Genomic DNA, 18,148 nt, shown 5'->3' on the forward strand with positions numbered 1-18,148 from the left:
TGATAAGATGCCGAGCCGCCCTGCGCAAGCCCCCGCCGCCCTGCGCCCTTCGTCTCTCCATCTTCTATCCGCCCTTACCACACCTCACCATCGTCATCCCGGCTCAAGGCCAGGACGGCGTGAGGGGGTGGCATTGTTCTCATCCTTATCCTGATGCGGACGTCGGCTTCTTCCTCCCAAAAAGATGATCAATCCGCTCACACCATGCCTCCCTTTGCCTGCGGGAGCGGGTAGGAAGGGGGCATGGAGCAAGAGGTCAGGGCGGACAAGCTCACGGCAGACAAGGTCAGGGCCGACAGGGGCAGAGAGCGCAGGGCAGGTGCGGGCGGGCGTGAGGACCGGGACGGTCCTGCGCTGGCGCTGATGCTGTCGCTTGCCCTGCACGGACTGCTGGCGCTTGTGCTCTTCACCAATGTCAGTCTGCCGTTTCCGGACATGACGCCTGAGCCTGAGGTGGTGGAGGTGGCGCTGGTGCCCCCGCCGCAGGAGGAGGTGCAGCCCGAGCCGGAAACAACGCCAGAACCTGAGCCCGAACCGGAAGCTGCGCCGGAGCCTGAGGCCGCGCCTGAGCCGGAAGCGGCTGCCCCGGAACCAGAACCTGAGCCGGAACCTGAAGCGGTGCCAGAACCGGCCCCTGAAGAGGCTCCGGAAGAAGCGCAGGCGCAGCCAGAACCCGAACCAGAGCCTGAGCAGACACAGGTGGCCGAAGCGCCTTTGCCCGTGGTGCCGCAGCAGCCTTATCCGGTCTTGCAGCCGGTGACGGAGTTCGGCGAGGAGGACACCGGCCCCGAAGTGTCGCTGGATGGCTCTGCGGCGGAAGCGCCGGAAACCGAACCGGAGAGGCAAGGTGAGGCCGAGCCGCAGAACGGCCCTGAGGCTGAAAACCAGATGGCCGAAGAGACCGTAGACGAGGCAGAGACGGCGCCGGAAGCGGAAACTCAGGCAGCGGAGGCTGATGCGCTTGCAGAGCTTGCTGCGCAGGCGGAAGCCACCGCAGATGAAGCAGGGCTGGAACCCGCCCCAGCCGCTGAAGCACCGGCCGCTGCCGATGGGGAGCTGCCTTCTCTCGCGCCGGGTGAGGCCGAGGCGGCAGCAGACGATTTCGGCGCTGTCGGCCCGATCGTGGCACTGGCGGTACCCAAGCCCAAGCCTCCGGTGGGAGGCGGCAGAGCCGCCGGGCAGATTGTGGCGGGCGGTGTGCCGCTCAATATGGCGCGCCAGCTTTTCTCGACGCGCAGCAATGGCGGTGTGCGGGCCCAGACGGCCATACGCGGCATGCCTCGGGAGGAGAGGGCGGATGTGCTGTGCATGACCGAATTGCGCGCCCAGCTGCTCTTTTCCAATCCGCCACGCGTGCCTGAACTCTTGCCCTCGTTCCGGCTGGCGACGGGCAACGTGTTGCAGACGCCGCAGACGGCCTTCCGCGAGCGCGGCCAGTGGTACAATCTCGCTCTGCGCTGCGAGCTGGACGCTGGCATCACGCGGGTTGTCAGCTTTGCCTTTGAAGTGGGGGGCCTGTACCTCGCGCCGACTGGGCAAAGCGACGTCTGCCCGTTAATTGAGGGCAGTTGAGGCAGGGGACTGCTGTCAGACCACCAGCTTCACCGCCAACCCCGTCATCACCATGGCGATTAGCCCGTCCAGCACCTGCCAGGAGGCGGGCTTGGCAAAGAGCGGGCGCAGCAGCCTTGCGCCATAGCCGAGGGTGAAGAAGAACACGAGCGAACCGAGGCTGGCGCCGGCCGCAAAGGCCATCTCATGGCCGGGATAGTTGGTGGCGATGGATCCGATCAGGATCACCGTATCCAGATAGACATGCGGATTGAAAAAGGTGATGGCGAGCAGCGTGGCAATCGTCGCCCTCAGCGAGGCGCTTTGCCCGCCGCCTGCATCCAGCGCATTGCCGCCGCGCCAGGCAGAGCGCATGGACCTGAGCCCATACGCCAGCAGAAACGCTGCCCCGCCATAGCGCAGCACCGGCTCGATGCCCGGCAGCAGGGCGGAGATGGCCTTGAAGCTGGTGATGCCCAGTGTGATCAGAAAGACATCGCAGATGGCACAGGTGAGGCACACCCAGAATACATGCTGCCCCCTCAGTCCCTGACGCAGGACAAAGGCATTCTGCGCGCCGATGGCCACGATAAGGCCAAGGCAGAGTAAGAATCCGGCAAGGGCGGCGGTGAGCAAGGGAGGGCTCCGTGATGTGAGGCAATGTGCTGCGGTTTGACTACCGGTCTTCGAGAGATTAGAGAAATTAAAGTTTCTGATCTTGATGAAGAATGCCTAATGCGCCTTGAGGCAAGCCATCTGCAAGCGTTGGCCGCCGTGCTGCGGCTGGGCAGCTTTGAGAAGGCGGCACGTCAGCTCAATCTGACACCCTCCGCCGTGTCGCAGCGCATTCGTGCGCTGGAAGAGCGGCTTGGTACGGTGCTGGTGGTGCGCGGCCAGCCCTGCCTGCCGACGCCCGCTGGCCAGCGTCTTGCCCGGCATGCGGAGGACGTGGCGCTGCTGGAGCAGGGCTTGTGGCAGGACATCGGCAGCAGCCTGCCGGATGCGGAAGACAGCCCCATGCCGGGCGTGCGGGTGGCCGTCAACGCGGACAGCCTCGCCACTTGGTTCGTGGTGGCGATGCAAGGCGCAGGGGATCTGCTGTTCGATCTTCAGATCGATGATCAGGACCATAGCGCCGGCTGGCTGCGCCGGGGCGAGGTGCGGGCCGCCGTCAGCGCCGATCCGGCTCCGGTGCAGGGCTGCGATGTGGTACCGCTGGGCAGCCTGGTTTACCGGGCAACGGCAAGCGCGGCCTTCATGAGCCGCTGGTTTGCGCAAGGTGTGGATGTGCAGAGCCTCGCCCGCGCCCCTGCCATGATCTACAATCTGAAGGATGGGCTGCAGTCCGCCTGGGTGCGCCAGACCTTCGGTCAGGATGTGGTGATGCCTGCCCATTACATCGCCTCCACACATGCCTTCGTCGATGCGGCGGCCGCAGGCATTGGCTGGGGCATGAATCCGGAGCCTCTGGTGAGAGTGCACATGGCAGATGGACGCCTTGAGGAACTGGTGCCTGGAACGCCGCTTGCCGTGCCGCTCTACTGGCACATCAGCCGCTCCGCAGCTCCGGGTCTGCTGCGGCTGACGCAAGCCGTTCGTGCCGCTGCGGCAGATCGCCTTCTTGCTCCTGCCAAATAAAACATCTCGAAAAAGTGAACAGAATGCCGTTCAGGAATGCAATTGCATGCCGGATATGAAACGGTTATGCGTGATTCCAGAAGAATGGCCGGAAGCCGTTCATCAGATAAATACGAGGCATCCATGCGTTTTCTCACCAGCTTTTCGGCTGACTTTCTGAGCGCCCTGCGCATCATGTCGGGCCTGCTGTTTCTGCAGCACGGAACCACCAAGTTTCTCAGCATTCCTGCAACGCAGATGAGCGGCGTGTCGGTGACCACCCTTCCGGGTATGGCAGGCGTGATCGAACTGGTGGGCGGCGCCTTGCTGGTGCTGGGCCTCTTCACCCGCCCGGTTGCCTTCCTGGCCTCCGGCACCATGGCGGTGGCTTATTTCTTGGCGCACTACCCCAAGGGTTTCTATCCGCTCCTCAATGGTGGCGAACTGGCAGCGCTCTACTGCTTCGTCTTCCTCTATCTGGCGGCAGCAGGCGGCGGGCGCTGGAGCATCGACGCCATGCGGGGCGCACGTTAAGTCTCTCTCTCAAGACGGTTTTTGAACGCCGCAGCTCCACGCTGCGGCGTTTGCGTTTGTCCCCATCTTGCGCAACGCCTGACGATGCGCTCAGATGGATCAGTCGAATCCTGTCCCTATGAGTTTTGTCATGACATCAGCCCGCATTCAGACCGAAGCCCTGATCAGCGCCTACTATGCCGCTTTCAACAAGGGGGACACGGGCGCCATGCTGGATATGGTGAGCGAGGATGTGGCCCATGACGTCAACCAGGGCTCCCGCCGCACGGGCAAGAAGCTCTTTGCCGAGTTCAATGCCCACATGACCCGCTGCTACAGGGAAGACCTGACGGACATCGTTATCTTCGCCAGCGAGGACGGCACGCGTGCTGCGGCAGAGTTCATCGTCAACGGCACATATCTCAGCACCGATGAGGGCTTGCCGGAAGCTGCCGGCCAGACCTACCGCCTGCCGGCCGGCACTTTCTTCGACGTGAAGAACGGCAAGATCGCCCGCATTACCACCTATTACAATCTGGAAGACTGGATCGCCCAGGTCGGAGCCTGATCCGCGCCAGAGCCTCATCCCACACACAGACGTGCGGGCATGGGCCCGCAGGAGAGCGGTACCATGCATGTCATTATCGTTGGCGCCGGCATCACCGGTCTTTCCACGGCCTGGGCGCTGGTCAAGCGCGGGGTGGAGGTGACGCTGATCGAGCAGGGGCCGATCCCCAATCCGCTCTCCGCCTCCGGTGACCAGCACCGCATCATCCGCCGCGCTTATGGCGGGCAAGGCGGCTATCAGCGCCGTATCAGCGACGCCTATGCCGCATGGGACGAGATGTGGGACGATTTTGGCGCCCGCCACCTCGTCGACACCGGCTTCATGGTCATCTCGCAGGAAGAGGGTGACGAGGGCGAGGACTACTGGCGCGGCATGGTTGAGGCCGGTTACAGCCTTGACCAGATGAGCCCGCAAGAGGCAAGCGCCCTCTATCCGTTCCTCTCGCCCGAGGGGCTGCGTTTCGTGGCCGTGCATCCGGAAGGCGGCGTGCTGCTGTGCCAGAAGATTGCCGCTGACATGCGCGCCTTTCTGCTGGCGAAGGGCGCAAGGCTGCTGGAATATACGAAGGTGGTGGCGGTCGACCGGGCTGCTGGCCGGGTCACGCTGGAAAGCGGCGAAGACCTGACCGCTGACCGGGTGGTGATCAGCGCGGGTGCCTGGGTGCTGAAGCTGGCTCCGGAGCTTGCGGTTGATCTAGCTCCCTACCGCACGGCGGTCGTCTATCTGGAACCGCCCGCAGACCTGAAGGCTGCCTGGGAAGCTGCGCCCGTCATTCTCGATGTTGGTGGCAAGGTGGATGGCTATGTGCTGCCGCCGGTACCGGGCACGGGTCTGAAGTTTGGGGCCGGCATCCACAAAGTGAAGAACCCGGATGCGGATCAGAACCGGGGGATCGTGCCGGGCGAGGGCGAGCGGCTGCGCAATCACTTTGCTCCGCCCTTTGGACGCATCAGCGAATATCAGGTCACGGATGTGGTGACCTGCGCCTACACCTTCACGGCGGACAATCACTTCTTCGCCCGGGAGGATGGGCGCTCGGTCATCGTCTCCGCCTGCTCCGGACATGGCTACAAGTTCGGGGCCGTTGTCGGGCAGAAAATCGCCGAAGGGCTGATTTCGGGGGACGTGGATGGGGCGCGCATCTGGCTGGAAGCACGCGATTGATGCTGCCTGTCCGTATCGGGCTCCAGGTGAGGAAAGCCCTGCACCGGCCGCATGGCAGCTCTGCAAGGCAGATTTCACGTGGGCGGGGGCTTGATTTTGCCGTCCGCGCCCGCATCGTGTGACCATAAGAACAGACATAAATCATATGGGAGAGAAAATGCCGGTCACCGTGAAGAGCCTGACTGGAGGAGAACTTCAGGACGCATTGGACGATCTGGCGCGGCTTCGCATCGAAGTGTTCCGCGATTGGCCCTATCTCTACGATGGGTCTATGGACTATGAGCGCAGTTACATCAGCCGTTATGCTGGCACTCCGGGCGCGGTCATCGTTGCCGCGTTTGACGGGGAGCGTATCGTCGGGGCTGCCACTGGCGAACCACTGGCGCAGGAAGTGATCCAGTTCCGTCAGCCTTTCGAGGACCGGGGCCTGAATCTCAAGGAAATCTTCTACATGGCCGAATCCGTTCTGCTGCCGGAATACCGGGGGCAGGGCATCGGCCACCGCTTTTTTGACGAGCGCGAGGCTCATGCCCGCAAGCTCGGCTTTGCCAAGGCAAGCTTCTGTACCGTGGTGCGCCCGGCAGATCACCCAGCCCGTCCGGCAGACTACCGCCCGCTCGATGGCTTCTGGACCAAGCGGGGCTACAAGCCACTGGAAGGCGCCACGGTCTATTTCCCCTGGAAGGACATGGGCGATACGGAAGAGACCGAAAAGCCGATGCAGGTGTGGCTGCGTTATCTTTGACAAGGCGGCTCTCTGTTTGAGAGCGCCCCCAGAGCTGTCAGGATGGCAAGGTTCTGTTCAAGCAGAAATGGGGCTCCGGGGTGACCGGAGCCCCGCATTCATTCAGTCGACCAGTTCGTAAACGATGGTGACGCTCGCATAGAGCGTTTCCTCGCCCGCCATCACTGGCGCCGGAGCGGCGGCTGCTTCCATCGCCATGGCAGCCATGCGGTACCTCGGCTGAGGGCCGCCATCGCCGCTCTCGGACATGGACATCACGCGCCCCAGCTTCACGCCCGAAGCCTTTGCAAAGAGCTCTGCCTTGCGGCGGGCATCCGCAACGGCAGCTTCACGCGCCGCATCGCGCTTTTCATTGGAGCCGGTGACTTCGAAGCTGATGCCATTGATGGTGTTGGCGCCGGAGGTGACCATGGTGTCGAGCAGCGGCCCGAGGCGTTCCAGATCATTCACCCGCACGCTGACCGTGTTGGACACCTGATAGCCCTCGATCTTCGGCAGGCCAGAGGGAGCAGACTTGGAATAGTCGCCATAGCGCGGCTGGACCGAGAAGTTGCTGGTCTGGATGTCCTTGGCTTCAACGCCCGCATCCTTCAATGCCGCGAGTACGGCATTCAGCGCAGCGGAGTTGCTGGCCAGTGCATCGGCAGCAGTCTCTGCATCGGTGGTCACACCGCCCGAAAGGGTGGCCTTGTCCGGCACGGCGCTGATCGAGCCAAAGCCCTGGATCGTGATGAAGCGCTCGTTCTTGGCAGCTGCCTCCTGTGCGAAGGCCGGAGCGAGGGAGCTGCAAAAGCGGCAAGGCCCAGCGGCAGAACGAGTGCCAGCGCTGCTGCACGGGAGAAGGCAAGTGGTCGGGAAAGAGCGGGACGGTGAGGGCGTGAATGCAAGGTCATGGATGAAAAAATCCCTTGAGAACCAAAAGGCAAGCTGACACTTGCCCGCAAATGCGGCAGGCACAAGGCATGCCGTTGCACGTCTGTCCACTTGCCGGAACATTGCGGCCGGGTATTTCCGGCGGAAACATGCGCATATTCCGCTCTCAAGACACTTGCAGCCTCGGCCTGCGCTGGTATACCACACACCTGCCCGCACGACGGGCAAGGGCCTGTAGCTCAATGGTTAGAGCCGTCCGCTCATAACGGATTGGTTGGGGGTTCGAGTCCCTCCGGGCCCACCATTTTTTCAACGAAAATCGACGTTTGGTCTTGGGGTGCCTGTGCTGGCCGGATCGGCGTTTATGCGCGCCTTTGGTGCTTCGGCCATGTTCCGCTCAACTGCGGATTCAATTGGCTGCCAGCGTACCGGAGCGGCGGTGAGACCGCTCCGGCTGTTTGTCAGGCCGTTACCGCGGCTCGTTCATCAGGCCGCGTACAATCGAGTAGCAGGCGCCCAGAAGCACGATGGTGAATGGCAGGCCAGTAGAGACTGCCATCGCCTGCAAGGCCGCCAGACCGCCTCCAAGCAGGAGGGCGATGGCGAGAAAGCCTTCGAAGCTGGCCCAGAAGACGCGCTGCGGCGTGGGGGCATTCACCTTGCCGCCTGCGGCGATGGTGTCGATCACCAGACTGCCTGAATCCGACGAGGTGACGAAGAACACCACCACCAGAATGATCCCCACAAGCGAGGTCAGTCCGGTAAAGGGCAGCTGCGTCAGCATCTCGAACAGTTTCAGTTCCAGTGCCGCATCCTTGGCGCCGGTGAACCCTTCATGCACGATCTGGCTGATTGCAGTGCCACCCAGCGCCGTCATCCACAGGACCGACAGAATGGTCGGCACGATGAGCACCGCGATCAGGAACTCACGCACTGTGCGGCCACGGCTGACCCGGGCGATGAACATGCCGACAAAGGGAGACCAGCTGATCCACCAGGCCCAGTAGAACGCGGTCCAGCCAGAGGCGAAGTTGTGATCTTCGCGGGCGAATGGCATCGCCAGTGCCGGCAGATATTCACCATAGGACACCAGGTTCAGGAAGAAGTCCGATATGATCTGGGCTGTGGGACCAAAGGCAATGATGAAGATCAGAAGGATGGCAGCGAGCGCCATGTTGATCTCGGAAAGCCTTTTGACACCTGCATCAAGACCGGCAATCACCGAGAAAAGCGCAATGGCCGTGATGATGATGATCAGGGTTACAAGGGTGGGATCGTCAGTGGGAATGCCAAACAGGAAGTTCAGACCGGCTGCAGACTGCTGCGCGCCGATGCCCAGCGAGGTTGCAAGGCCGAAGATCGTGGCAAAGATGGCGAGAATGTCGATGACGTGTCCCGGCCAGCCCCACACCCTTTCGCCGAAGATCGGATAGAAACAGGAGCGCAGGGTCAGCGGCAGTCCCTTGTTATAGGCAAATAGCGACAGGGACAGCGCGACAACGGCATAAATGGCCCAGGGGTGCAGGCCCCAGTGGAAGATTGTGGCCGCCATGCCAAGACGGGCAGCTTCGGCCTCATTGCCTTGAGCGCCCTGAAGAGGGGCCCAGTCTGTCCGCAAGCCGTTTGCGTCAACTGTGATGCCACCCAACGCAGCTTCAAAGTGGCTGATGGGTTCTGACACGCCGTAGAACATCAGGCCGATGCCCATGCCTGCGGCAAACAGCATCGAGAACCAGCCGATATAGCTGTAGGAGGGGTGGCCTCGGGGCCGCCGAGGCGTACTTTGCCCAGCGGCGATACGATCAGGAACAGGCAAAGCAGGACAAAAATGTTGCCTGCAAGAAGGAAGAACCAGTCCAGGGAGCCGGTCAGCCAGTTACGAACACCGACGAATATGGGCTCCAGCTCGCTCTGATAAGCCAAAGTGAGGAATGTGAACGCCACAATGCCGAGAGCGGAAACGGTGAAAACCACCTGATGGATGTCGAATTCCAGTTTCCAAGAACTCGCGATATTGTCCTGACCAATTTCATAGTCTGTTTCAATGATCTCGGTCTTTCCCTCTGGCTCAGGGATAGGCTCACTTTCGGTTTGGGTGTCGATCTCGATTTCGTTGGCTGGCTTTTCTGTTTCTTCTGTCATCGTCTTCCTTCAGGTTTGGGCGTTATGACATGTGCCCTATCTTCCTCCGGGGTTCAGGAGATGTTTCAGTGTTTAACTTTACATCATATGACCAGACTTGTCATAGGTGCGTCTACGACAAATACGTCGGGATCAAGCTCTGCAGCGACCAGCCGCACATTGTCAGTCTTTAAAGCCCGCCCTGTGCTCATGCGGGAACAGGACACGCCGGTTGCGAAAGCAAACAGAGTTCGGGGAGCGCTTGTAGCAGACAGCTACTGGAGAGAATGCGCGAGGTTCCGTTAGGTTCCCGCTCAGGCTTGAGCTCGGAGCGGCTTCGGCAGCACTACGCAGCGGTTCTGCAGGTAGAGGCCTGCTCAATGTTTTCTGCCCCCGGGCCTCTCTGCAAGCTTCACAAGGGCGTCGGCCTGTCTTACGGTTGCGTTGCACCTTCGAGGGCAGGAGGGGTGCGGATGTGCCAGCCGGGGTCTTCAGTTTGCAGCAGCTTGATCTTTTGACCGCCAACGACCGCCCGGGGCATCACCCTCGTCCTGGTATACCGCCACCGCGAACCGGCGCAGTGATCACCCGGTGCTGGAAGGCTCCCTTCAGGCGGATGTGGTGGTGATTGGGGCGGGTTTCACCGGCCTCTCGGCGGCGCTTTCACTTGCACAGTCCGGCCACTCCGTTGTGGTGCTGGAGGCGAACCGCATCGGCTGGGGCGCTTCGGGGCGCAATGGCGGGCAGGTGGGCTCGGGCCAGCGGCTCGATCAGATCACGCTGGAGGACATGGTCGGCAAGTCCGGCGCCCGGCTGCTGTGGGATCTGGCCGAAGAATCCAAGGCCGTGGTGCAGGATCTGATCCGCGATCATGCCATTGACTGCGACTACCGGCCCGGCATCCTCTATGTGGATCACCGCCCTGACATAGCCAGGGACCATGCGGACTATGCCCGGCATCTGGAGCAGGTCTATGGCTATGAGGGCAACGAGGTGCTGGGGCGCGATGCAGTGCGCCAGAGGCTGGCGAGCCCGCTCTATCATGGTGGAATCCTCGACCGTGGGGCAGGGCACCTGCACCCGCTGAACTTTGCGCTGGGCATTGGCGCCGCGGCGGAGGCTGCCGGCGCGCGCATTTTCGAGCGCACCAAGGTGACCTCCTATACGGCAGGGCCCTCCCGCGTGGTCGTGAAGACAGAGGCCGGAGAGGTGACGGCCAGCCACATGGTGCTGGCCTGCAACGGCTATCTTGGCCAGCTGGAGCCGAAGGTTTCGGCCCGCGTTATGCCGATCAACAATTACATCATCGCTACGGAGCCGCTGGGGCCAGAACGGGCGCAATCGCTGATCCGTGACGGTGTCGCGGTGGCTGACAGCAAGTTCGTCATCAATTATTTCCGCATGAGCGCCGATCACAGGCTGCTGTTTGGCGGCGGCGAAAACTACGGCTACCGCTTTCCCTCCGACATTGCCGCCTTTGTGCGCAAGCCGATGAGCAAGGTGTTCCCGCAACTGGCGGACATTGGCATTGACTATGGCTGGGGTGGAACGCTGGCCATCACGCCCAAGCGCATGCCCTTCTTCGCAAGGCTTGCGCCCAATGTGATCACCGCCTCGGGCTATTCCGGCCATGGGGTGGCGATGGGCTGTCTCGCAGGACGTCTGATTGGCGAGGCCGTCAACGGACAGACCGGGCGCTTCGAGGTGTTCGAGCGGATCAAGGTGCCGTCCTTCCCCGGCGGCTCGCGCTTGCGCTTCCCGCTGCTGGTGCTGGCGATGACCTGGTTTTCCCTGCGTGACCGGCTGGGGTTCTGACCCATGCAGGCAGACGGCGGCGGACCAATCGGCAGTTACTGGGAAGACAGCGCTGCCGGTGCCTCACCGTATGCCCATGTAGACCCGGAGCTTGAAGAGGCGCTGGCGGTGGATGTGGCCGTTATCGGCGCTGGCTTTACCGGTCTCAATGCTGCCTTGCGGGCACAGGCGCTGGGCGCGTCCACCGTGGTGCTGGAGCGTCACCACGTGGGCTTTGGCGCCTCTGGCCGCAATGGCGGCTTCTGCTGCCTGGGCGGCTCCAAGCTCTCTCCCGAAGACATGGTGCAACGCTATGGCGCAAGGGAGGCCGAGCGCTTTTCGCAGATGCAGCGTGAGGCCATCGACCATGTGGCGGCACTTCTCGACGCACATTCCATCCACGCGGACCGCTCCGGCAGTGGTGAGGTGGTTCTGGCGCACAAGCGCTCCGCCCTGAAAGGGCTGGAAGAGGAAAGCGCCTTCGTCAACGCCCGCTTCGGCCTCGGCACCCAATTGCTGGATACTGCCGCGCTGGAGGCCATGGGGCTGAAGGCGGCCGGCACCTGCGGCGGGCTGTTCTATCCCCATGGCTTCGGCCTTCATCCGCTGAAATATGTGCAAGGCCTTGCAAGAGCCTTGCGGGAGGCGGGGCAGCCCATCTTTGCCCGCTCGCCGGTGACATCCATCCGCCCGGAACTGGGCCGCTGGCGGCTGGATACGCCGAAGGGCACCGTCCATGCCCGCCGCGTGATCCTTGCCAGTAACGGCTATACGGATGAAAGCCTCATGTACTGGCTGCAGGGGCGGCTGCTGCCGGTGCTGTCCAATGTCATGGTCACCCGGCCGCTGACGGATGAGGAAAAGCAGGCGCAGGGCTGGACCAATCCTGTCATGGCATCGGACGCCCGCACGCTGCTGCATTACTTCCGTCTGCTGCCGGACGGGCGGATGCTGTTCGGCATGCGCGGCGGCATCTTCGGCACAGCGATGGAAGAGGCGCGGCTGCGCCTGGCCATTCGTGAGGGCTTCGACCGCCTGTTCCCGGCGCTTGCCCATGTGGAGGCAACGCACCACTGGTCTGGCCGGGTGTGCCTGGCGCTGGATTTGAACCCCTACATCGGCCCCATTCCGCTCTGGCCCGGCGTCTTCGCCGCGCTTGCCTATCACGGCAATGGCGTTGCCATGGGCTCCTATGCCGGGGCGCTGGCGGCGGAACTGGCGCTGGAGGCCCGCTCCCCTGGCAGCTGCCGCTGCCGGTCCACACGCCCCTGCGCCGTTTTCCGCTGCCCGCCCTGCGCCGCCATTACCTGCAGGTCGCTTATTGGTGGTACGGGCTGAAGGACCGCTGGAGCTGAGGGCGGGGGATCAGCTCAGCAGCTTGCGGATGTCTTCCAGCGACGGGGCGACGAGATCAACAGGCCGGTTGCCCTCTTTGTCGCGGATGGTCTTGTTCGCGCCCCGGTCCAGCAGCAAGGCGATGTCTTTCGGTGATGTGGCGCTCTCGGCTGCCACATGCAGCATCGTTTGCCCGGCGTTGTCCGCCGCATTGATGGGCAGGCCGAGGCTGAGGAGATAATCGAGGAACGCGACTTCCTCCTTCCAGCTTGCCCGCACGCTGGTCATCCGGAACAGATTGTGCAGCAGTGTGCCGCCATCGGGCAGCCGCTCCTTGGGATCCAGCCCGTATCCGGCCATCAGCTTGAAGGTGTCGATGGTGGTGCAGTAGCACAGGCTGCTTTGGCCCCGGCTGTCCCGCTTTTTCGGGTCCGCCCCTACCACCAGCAGCGATTGTACGCGCTCGATGGAGCCCAGACGCGACAGGATCAGCGCCGATTGCAGCGGTGTTGAGCCGGTTTCTGCCGCATCCCGGGGTGTTTGCAGCGCGTTCACATCCGCGCCATGGGCGGCGAGCAGGCGGATCTTTTCCGGACTTCTTGCCCAGTGCAGCGCCGTGCCGCCGTGAATGTTGCGCGCATCCACGTCTGCGCCTGCCTTCAGCAGCAGTTCCGCAGCATCCGCATCTGCCTGCATCAGCATGGTGATGTCATTGTCCCAGCGCGCATCGGGGTCCGCGCCCGCTTTCAGCAGGGCCTCGACCATGTTCAGATAGGTTGGCCGGTCGAGCCAGAGCTTCACTTGCTCCTTGATGAGGTTGTCCTCGAAAGCATCGATCTTGCGCGGCTCCGGCGGCAGATCCGGGTTGCGGGCATGCGGGGCATATTCCTCGCGCAGCGAGGCCTCCAGCTCCTGTGGGGAGGCTGCCGTCATCCGCGAGCGGTTGACGATCAGCTGATGCAGCGGCCAGTAGCGGTCATCCTTCCAGCCGTTGACGCGGGCGCCCTTGGCGATCAGCCACTCCACAACCGGCAGGGACGAGCGGCTGACCGCATCACCCATCACCAGCCGCCGCGTGTTCAGCGTTGCCCCCGCCGCAAGCAGCACATCCGCCAGCGCGGTGTTCCCGGCCATGACGGCATAGTTCAGCGCGGTGGCAAATTCATCGCCCCAGTTCAATGTGTCTCTCAGCCAGTCACTGTTTGGCACCACATCGGGCCTTGCGCCATTGGAAAGCGCTCTCGTCACACCGGCAATGTTCTGTTCCCTTGCTGAATCCAGTAGGGCGCGCTCGGCCGGTGTTTCCTCCACAATGGCCGGCGGCGGCATGTCCGCGCCTACCTCGGCGGGGTCTTTCTCCAGCCACTCCAGCCAGGCCTTGCCGCCGGGGCTGTCTGCCGTGAGATAGTAGGTGCGGGCTGCCTCGTCATACTGGCCGAAGGCCATCCACGAGGCCCACTCAGTCCCGGCAAAGCCAAGCTTCGACATGTGCGTGATGAAGGTGATCAGGTCCGGAGCCAGCGCCAGCCCGTGCAGCATCTCCAGCTCATGGCTGAAATAGCGCACCGGCTGCGGGCCGTCAGGCTGCAACATGTCGATGGTCACCATGTCGCCATTGACGAGGTTATAGAGCGGAAACTGGTTTTCCCACATCTGCGGCGTGTTCGGTGCTTCCGACTGATCCACATGCGCCAGATCCCGCTTCCAGCCAAGGAAATTCGGGATCGACAGTTCCTCGATCTGCTGCACATCCCACAGCGCATCGCGGTTGGCGCTCATGTTGGGAAGGTTCTGCCTTTCCTGCGGCTGCAAATGCGGCGGGATATACCAGCCGAAGGTGACGGCGGAGGAATAGCGCGTCAGGATTTCCCTCAGCTGCGGCGGGAAGATCAGGCCGTTCCGCGTCTCGATGGCCCGGAGGCTTGCTTCAGTGGCCGGTGGTGCAATCTTCAGGGTGGTCACATCCCAGCCGCGCCGCAGGACAATCTCCTGCATCCGCTGCCAGTCCGCCTGCCATTGCTGCCAGAGTTCCTGCGTCATGGCGCCGTCCTTCCTGCAGGCCGCAACAGGCCCCGCCAGAAGCAGCGCCGCACAGCCCTGCAACAGCCCGCGGCGGGTGAGCTGAAAGCCGGGCATCGCGGCCCCGCCAGTCTCCAATCCGCCAGCGTCTGAACACGTGAGTGCGCGCAAGACCACCTCCGGCCTGTCCCTTCGCATGCCTCATCATCCTCCAGCGCAGCCATCCCCGCCGCGCAAGCCCACGCAAGCGCCTGTTTCAATCAGGAAGATGAACAGAATGTGGCGGGGTCTGGTTCCGGGGGAGTACCGTGTTTACAACGGACTTCCAGTGAGGCTCCAACTTCTCTCCCCCTTGAGGGGGAGATGCCCCCGGGAGGGGGCAGAGGGGGTGACGGCCTGTCTGTTCATGCGAGCGGTCCTGCTGTGTCGAGGCGCTGCTACCCCCCTCTGTCTGCTGACGCAGACATCTCCCCCTCAAGGGGGAGAGGGGCACTGCGGCAAAAGGAGGGGCCTGATCCTCCTCTGTGCCTCTGTTGTAACCCGTGCGCCACGAGGAAAAGGAACCCAAAGCACCATGCCCGGCCTGCTTCCTGTGGGCTGGTTGCCGGCGCAGCGCAAACCGGCATCATCCCCGCTTCAAACACTGCCCGGAATCCGGATATCCTTGGTTGTGGATTTATGGGGGCAGGCATGAAGGATAGTGGTTTTGGGGCGGGCTGGCATGCCGGGTCGGCGCTGATCGGAGTGCTCTCTGGTCTGGCACTTGGTGCGATGTTCGGCATGTGGTTCGGGCCGGATGTGATCAAGGTGCCGGAGGCCTGTGAGGGGAGCGAGGTGTCCTGCTTCCTTTACACTTGGCAGACGTTGCTTGCGGGCATCTTTGCAACTGTTGCAGCCGGAGTAGGTGCAGTTCTCCTTTGGTTTCAGATAAAAGACCAGAGAAGCCAATTTACTATGGCGCTAATGAGAAGGCAAATCTCGGGTCGTTCAAGGATTTTACATGCAATTTCTGATGTTCATGAATATTTGACATGCGTCTTTAAATTTTTGATGAGCGAGGATCATACTTCGAGGCCGGAACCACCAAGAGGTTCGATAGATGTTATAATTGAAGAGTCCTCCTATTTTGATGCTAATACATTTGGTGCTTTGAGGAAAGTGATTGAATGGTCGCAAATATTCGAAGCGAGAGTGAATAATTATTTGGGTGGTGATGGTTCAATGTCATCATCTGATGTGCTGATAATGATCTTGGATTACTTTCATCGGTTAGATCTATTGTTTAATTTTGCTAGATTTGAGGTTGAGGAAGCTTTGTATCGAGATCCGAATTTTGATGATTATTGGGGTCTTGTTCATACTAAATTTAATTATTCATCTTTGGATCGGCGTGGTCGTGAGGCGAAGATTATAGAAGACGCTATTAATAAACTGCATAAAAGGCTTAGTGCTGTTGGCTAGTTTCTTGATTGTGTTTCTCATGTTCATTTTTGTTAGGGGGCATATCCACCCCTCCGCGTCGCCCCGGACGAAGCGGAGCGGAGATCCGGGGTCTACTCGCTTGCAGAGCGGTGAGGGCAGGCCCCGGCGTGGAGGCTTGCGCAGGTCATGCTGCCTCGCCGCCTCCCGCAATCGCGCTTCTCTGCAAACGAGTGGACCCCGGCGCGCAGGCCGGGGTGACGGCTGGGGATGCCGCAAGGTCTTGCGTTCCTGACAGGTCCCGGCACGGAGGCCGGGACGGCGCGGTGCTGGTGGATGGCACTCCATCCCCGCCATCCCCGCCATCCCCTCCGCGTCACCCCGGACGAAGCGAAGCGGAGATCCGGGGTCTACTCGCTTGCAGAGCGGTGAGGGCAGGCCCCGGCGTGAAGGCTTGCACAGGTCCTGTGGTCTGACCGCCTCCCGCAATCGCGCTTCTCTGCGAACGAGTGGACCCCGGCGCGCAGGCCGGGGTGACGGCTGAGGATGCCGCAAGGCCTTGCGAATATGTTTCGCAACACGGCTGCCGTTTCGCGGAGGCAGGGACTGCGTGCCTCATCGGGTTTGCCGCCAGCCATTGCCCCGGCCCGCTGCATGGCGTAAAAGGGCGGCCAGTTTCGATCCAATGTCGATCAGATTCCCGGCACAATTCCAAAACGGAGATGCGAGGCCCCATGGCGCGCCAGTTCATCTATCACATGCATGGCCTCAGCAAGGCCTATAACGGCAAGAAGGTTCTCGACAACATTCACCTGTCGTTCTACCCGGATGCCAAGATCGGTATTCTCGGCCCCAACGGTGCCGGTAAGTCGACCCTGCTCAAGATCATGGCTGGTCTCGACAAGGAATACACCGGTGAAGCCTGGGCCGCTGAAGGGGCCAAGGTCGGTTACCTGCCGCAGGAGCCGAAGCTCGACGAGGGCAAGACCGTTCTGGAAAACGTGCTCGAAGGTGTCGCCCACAAGCAGGCGATCGTCGACCGTTACAACGAGCTGATGATGAACTACTCGGACGAGACTGCCGAGGAAGGCTCGAAGCTGCAGGACATCATCGACGCGGAAGACCTGTGGAACCTTGAGAGCAAGGTCGAGATGGCAATGGAAGCCCTGCGCTGCCCGCCCTCCGACAGCCCGGTGGACAACCTCTCGGGTGGTGAGCGCCGCCGCGTGGCACTGTGCAAGCTGCTCTTGAGCGAGCCGGACCTGCTGCTGCTCGACGAACCGACCAACCATCTGGACGCTGAAACCGTTCACTGGCTGGAGCGCCACCTGCGCGAGTTCAAGGGCTCCGTGCTGATCATCACCCACGACCGCTACTTCCTCGACAACGTCACCGGCTGGATTCTGGAGCTGGACCGCGGCCAGGGCATTCCCTACGAGGGCAACTACTCCGCCTATCTGGAGAAGAAGACCAAGCGTATGGAGCAGGAAGGCCGCGAGAACATGGCCCGCTCCAAGGCCATTGCCCGTGAACGCGAGTGGATGGGCATGTCGCCGAAGGGCCGCCAGACCAAGTCCAAGGCGCGTATCCGCGCTTATGAGGATCTGGTGGCGGCACAGGAAACCCGCATGCCCACCATCGAGCAGATCCTCATCCCGGTGGGCGAGCGTCTCGGCGCCAACGTCATCGAGGTGAAGAACGTCTCCAAGGGCTTCGGCGACCGCCTGCTCATCGAGGACCTGTCGTTCAAGCTGCCACGCGGCGGCATCGTTGGCATCATCGGGCCGAACGGCGCGGGCAAGACCACCCTGTTCAAGATGCTCACCGGTCAGGAAAAGCCGGACAGCGGTGAAGTCATCATCGGTGATACCGTGCATCTGGGTTACGTTGACCAGTCACGCGACAAGCTGGACCCGAACAAGACGGTCTGGGAAGAAATCTCCGACGGCAACGAGATCATTTATCTCGATGGCAAGGAGATCAACTCCCGCGCCTACTGCTCGTCCTTCAACTTCAAGGGCCCGGCTCAGCAGGCCAAGGTGGGCGACCTCTCCGGTGGTCAGCGCAACCGCGTGCACCTTGCCAAGGTGCTGAAGCAGGGCGCCAACGTTCTGCTGCTTGACGAGCCGACCAACGACCTCGACACCGAGACGCTGGCCGCCCTCGAAGACGCGCTGGAAAACTACGCCGGTTGCGCTGTGGTCATCTCGCACGACCGCATGTTCCTCGACCGCCTCGCCACCCACATGCTCGCCTTCGAGGGCGACAGCCATGTGGAATGGTTCGAGGGCAACTTCGAGGACTACGAGAAGGACAAGGTCCGCCGCCTCGGCGCCCACGCCGCCGACCCGAGCCGCATCAAGTACAAGCCGCTGACGCGCTGATATCGCTGCGGCTCAAGCTGCTGTTTTGCGAAAAGAAAATCCCCG

13 protein-coding genes, 1 tRNA gene and 1 pseudogene are annotated in these 18,148 nt (G+C 62.1%); 11 read left to right on the plus strand and 4 right to left on the minus strand.

Going from position 1 to position 18,148, the window contains the following annotated elements; translation table 11 throughout:
- Positions 1–243 precede the first annotated feature (243 nt).
- The gene (locus ACQB61_RS04285; RefSeq protein WP_430511632.1) at positions 244–1,572 is read left to right on the plus strand and encodes a DUF930 domain-containing protein; all 1,329 of its coding nucleotides are present in this window, start codon (positions 244–246) and stop codon (positions 1,570–1,572) included.
- Positions 1,573–1,587: 15 nt separating this feature from the next.
- Here ACQB61_RS04285 and ACQB61_RS04290 read toward each other — a convergent pair whose 3' ends face one another.
- Positions 1,588–2,187 (minus strand): LysE/ArgO family amino acid transporter, encoded by a 600-nt coding sequence (locus ACQB61_RS04290; protein ID WP_430511633.1) that lies wholly within the window; start codon positions 2,185–2,187, stop codon positions 1,588–1,590.
- A gap of 99 nt (positions 2,188–2,286) precedes the next feature.
- On the opposite strand from ACQB61_RS04290, the gene ACQB61_RS04295 reads away from it, so the two are divergent.
- From ACQB61_RS04295 to ACQB61_RS04315, 5 genes are all read left to right on the plus strand, one after another.
- A complete protein-coding gene (locus tag ACQB61_RS04295; protein WP_430511634.1) occupies positions 2,287–3,189 on the plus strand; it encodes a LysR family transcriptional regulator ArgP in 903 nt (300 codons plus the stop codon).
- A 123-nt stretch (positions 3,190–3,312) separates the two neighbouring features.
- On the plus strand, positions 3,313–3,702 hold the full coding sequence (locus tag ACQB61_RS04300) for a DoxX family protein (protein ID WP_430511635.1): 390 nt from the start codon (positions 3,313–3,315) through the stop codon (positions 3,700–3,702).
- 130 nt (positions 3,703–3,832) lie between these two features.
- Positions 3,833–4,249 carry a ketosteroid isomerase-related protein gene (locus ACQB61_RS04305; protein WP_430511636.1) on the plus strand — a complete coding sequence of 139 codons (417 nt, stop codon included), beginning with the start codon at positions 3,833–3,835 and terminating at the stop codon, positions 4,247–4,249.
- Between the two features lie 63 nt (positions 4,250–4,312).
- Entirely contained in the window at positions 4,313–5,413 is a 1,101-nt protein-coding gene (locus tag ACQB61_RS04310; protein WP_430511637.1) for an NAD(P)/FAD-dependent oxidoreductase, read from the plus strand.
- Positions 5,414–5,570: 157 nt separating this feature from the next.
- Positions 5,571–6,158, plus strand: a complete 588-nt coding sequence (locus ACQB61_RS04315; RefSeq protein ID WP_430511638.1) for a GNAT family N-acetyltransferase — start codon at positions 5,571–5,573, stop codon at positions 6,156–6,158.
- 102 nt (positions 6,159–6,260) lie between these two features.
- On the opposite strand, the gene ACQB61_RS04320 is transcribed toward ACQB61_RS04315, so the two are convergent.
- Positions 6,261–6,857: an SIMPL domain-containing protein gene (locus tag ACQB61_RS04320; RefSeq protein WP_430511639.1), complete on the minus strand. Its 597-nt coding sequence runs from the start codon at positions 6,855–6,857 to the stop codon at positions 6,261–6,263.
- Positions 6,858–7,259: 402 nt separating this feature from the next.
- Between ACQB61_RS04320 and ACQB61_RS04325 the strand changes: the two genes are divergently transcribed.
- Positions 7,260–7,335: transfer RNA gene (locus ACQB61_RS04325), tRNA-Ile, on the plus strand.
- 165 nt (positions 7,336–7,500) lie between these two features.
- On the opposite strand, the pseudogene ACQB61_RS04330 reads toward ACQB61_RS04325, so the two are convergent.
- Positions 7,501–9,173, minus strand: a pseudogene (locus ACQB61_RS04330) (BCCT family transporter).
- 570 nt (positions 9,174–9,743) lie between these two features.
- On the opposite strand from ACQB61_RS04330, the gene ACQB61_RS04335 reads away from it, so the two are divergent.
- Complete coding sequence (locus ACQB61_RS04335; RefSeq protein ID WP_430511640.1) at positions 9,744–10,967, plus strand: NAD(P)/FAD-dependent oxidoreductase; 1,224 nt, start codon at positions 9,744–9,746, stop codon at positions 10,965–10,967.
- Positions 10,968–10,970: 3 nt separating this feature from the next.
- On the plus strand, positions 10,971–12,284 hold the full coding sequence (locus ACQB61_RS04340) for an NAD(P)/FAD-dependent oxidoreductase (RefSeq protein WP_430511641.1): 1,314 nt from the start codon (positions 10,971–10,973) through the stop codon (positions 12,282–12,284).
- A gap of 27 nt (positions 12,285–12,311) precedes the next feature.
- Here ACQB61_RS04340 and ACQB61_RS04345 read toward each other — a convergent pair whose 3' ends face one another.
- Positions 12,312–14,471 carry an ankyrin repeat domain-containing protein gene (locus tag ACQB61_RS04345; protein WP_430511642.1) on the minus strand — a complete coding sequence of 720 codons (2,160 nt, stop codon included), beginning with the start codon at positions 14,469–14,471 and terminating at the stop codon, positions 12,312–12,314.
- A gap of 519 nt (positions 14,472–14,990) precedes the next feature.
- Between ACQB61_RS04345 and ACQB61_RS04350 the strand changes: the two genes are divergently transcribed.
- Positions 14,991–15,761 carry a hypothetical protein gene (locus tag ACQB61_RS04350; protein ID WP_430511643.1) on the plus strand — a complete coding sequence of 257 codons (771 nt, stop codon included), beginning with the start codon at positions 14,991–14,993 and terminating at the stop codon, positions 15,759–15,761.
- A gap of 692 nt (positions 15,762–16,453) precedes the next feature.
- Positions 16,454–18,103 (plus strand): energy-dependent translational throttle protein EttA, encoded by a 1,650-nt coding sequence (gene ettA, locus ACQB61_RS04355; protein WP_430511644.1) that lies wholly within the window; start codon positions 16,454–16,456, stop codon positions 18,101–18,103.
- Positions 18,104–18,148: the final 45 nt, after the last annotated feature.

This window comes from Pannonibacter phragmitetus (assembly GCF_050510895.1).
GTDB classification, from domain to species: Bacteria; Pseudomonadota; Alphaproteobacteria; order Rhizobiales; family Stappiaceae; genus Pannonibacter; species Pannonibacter phragmitetus_B.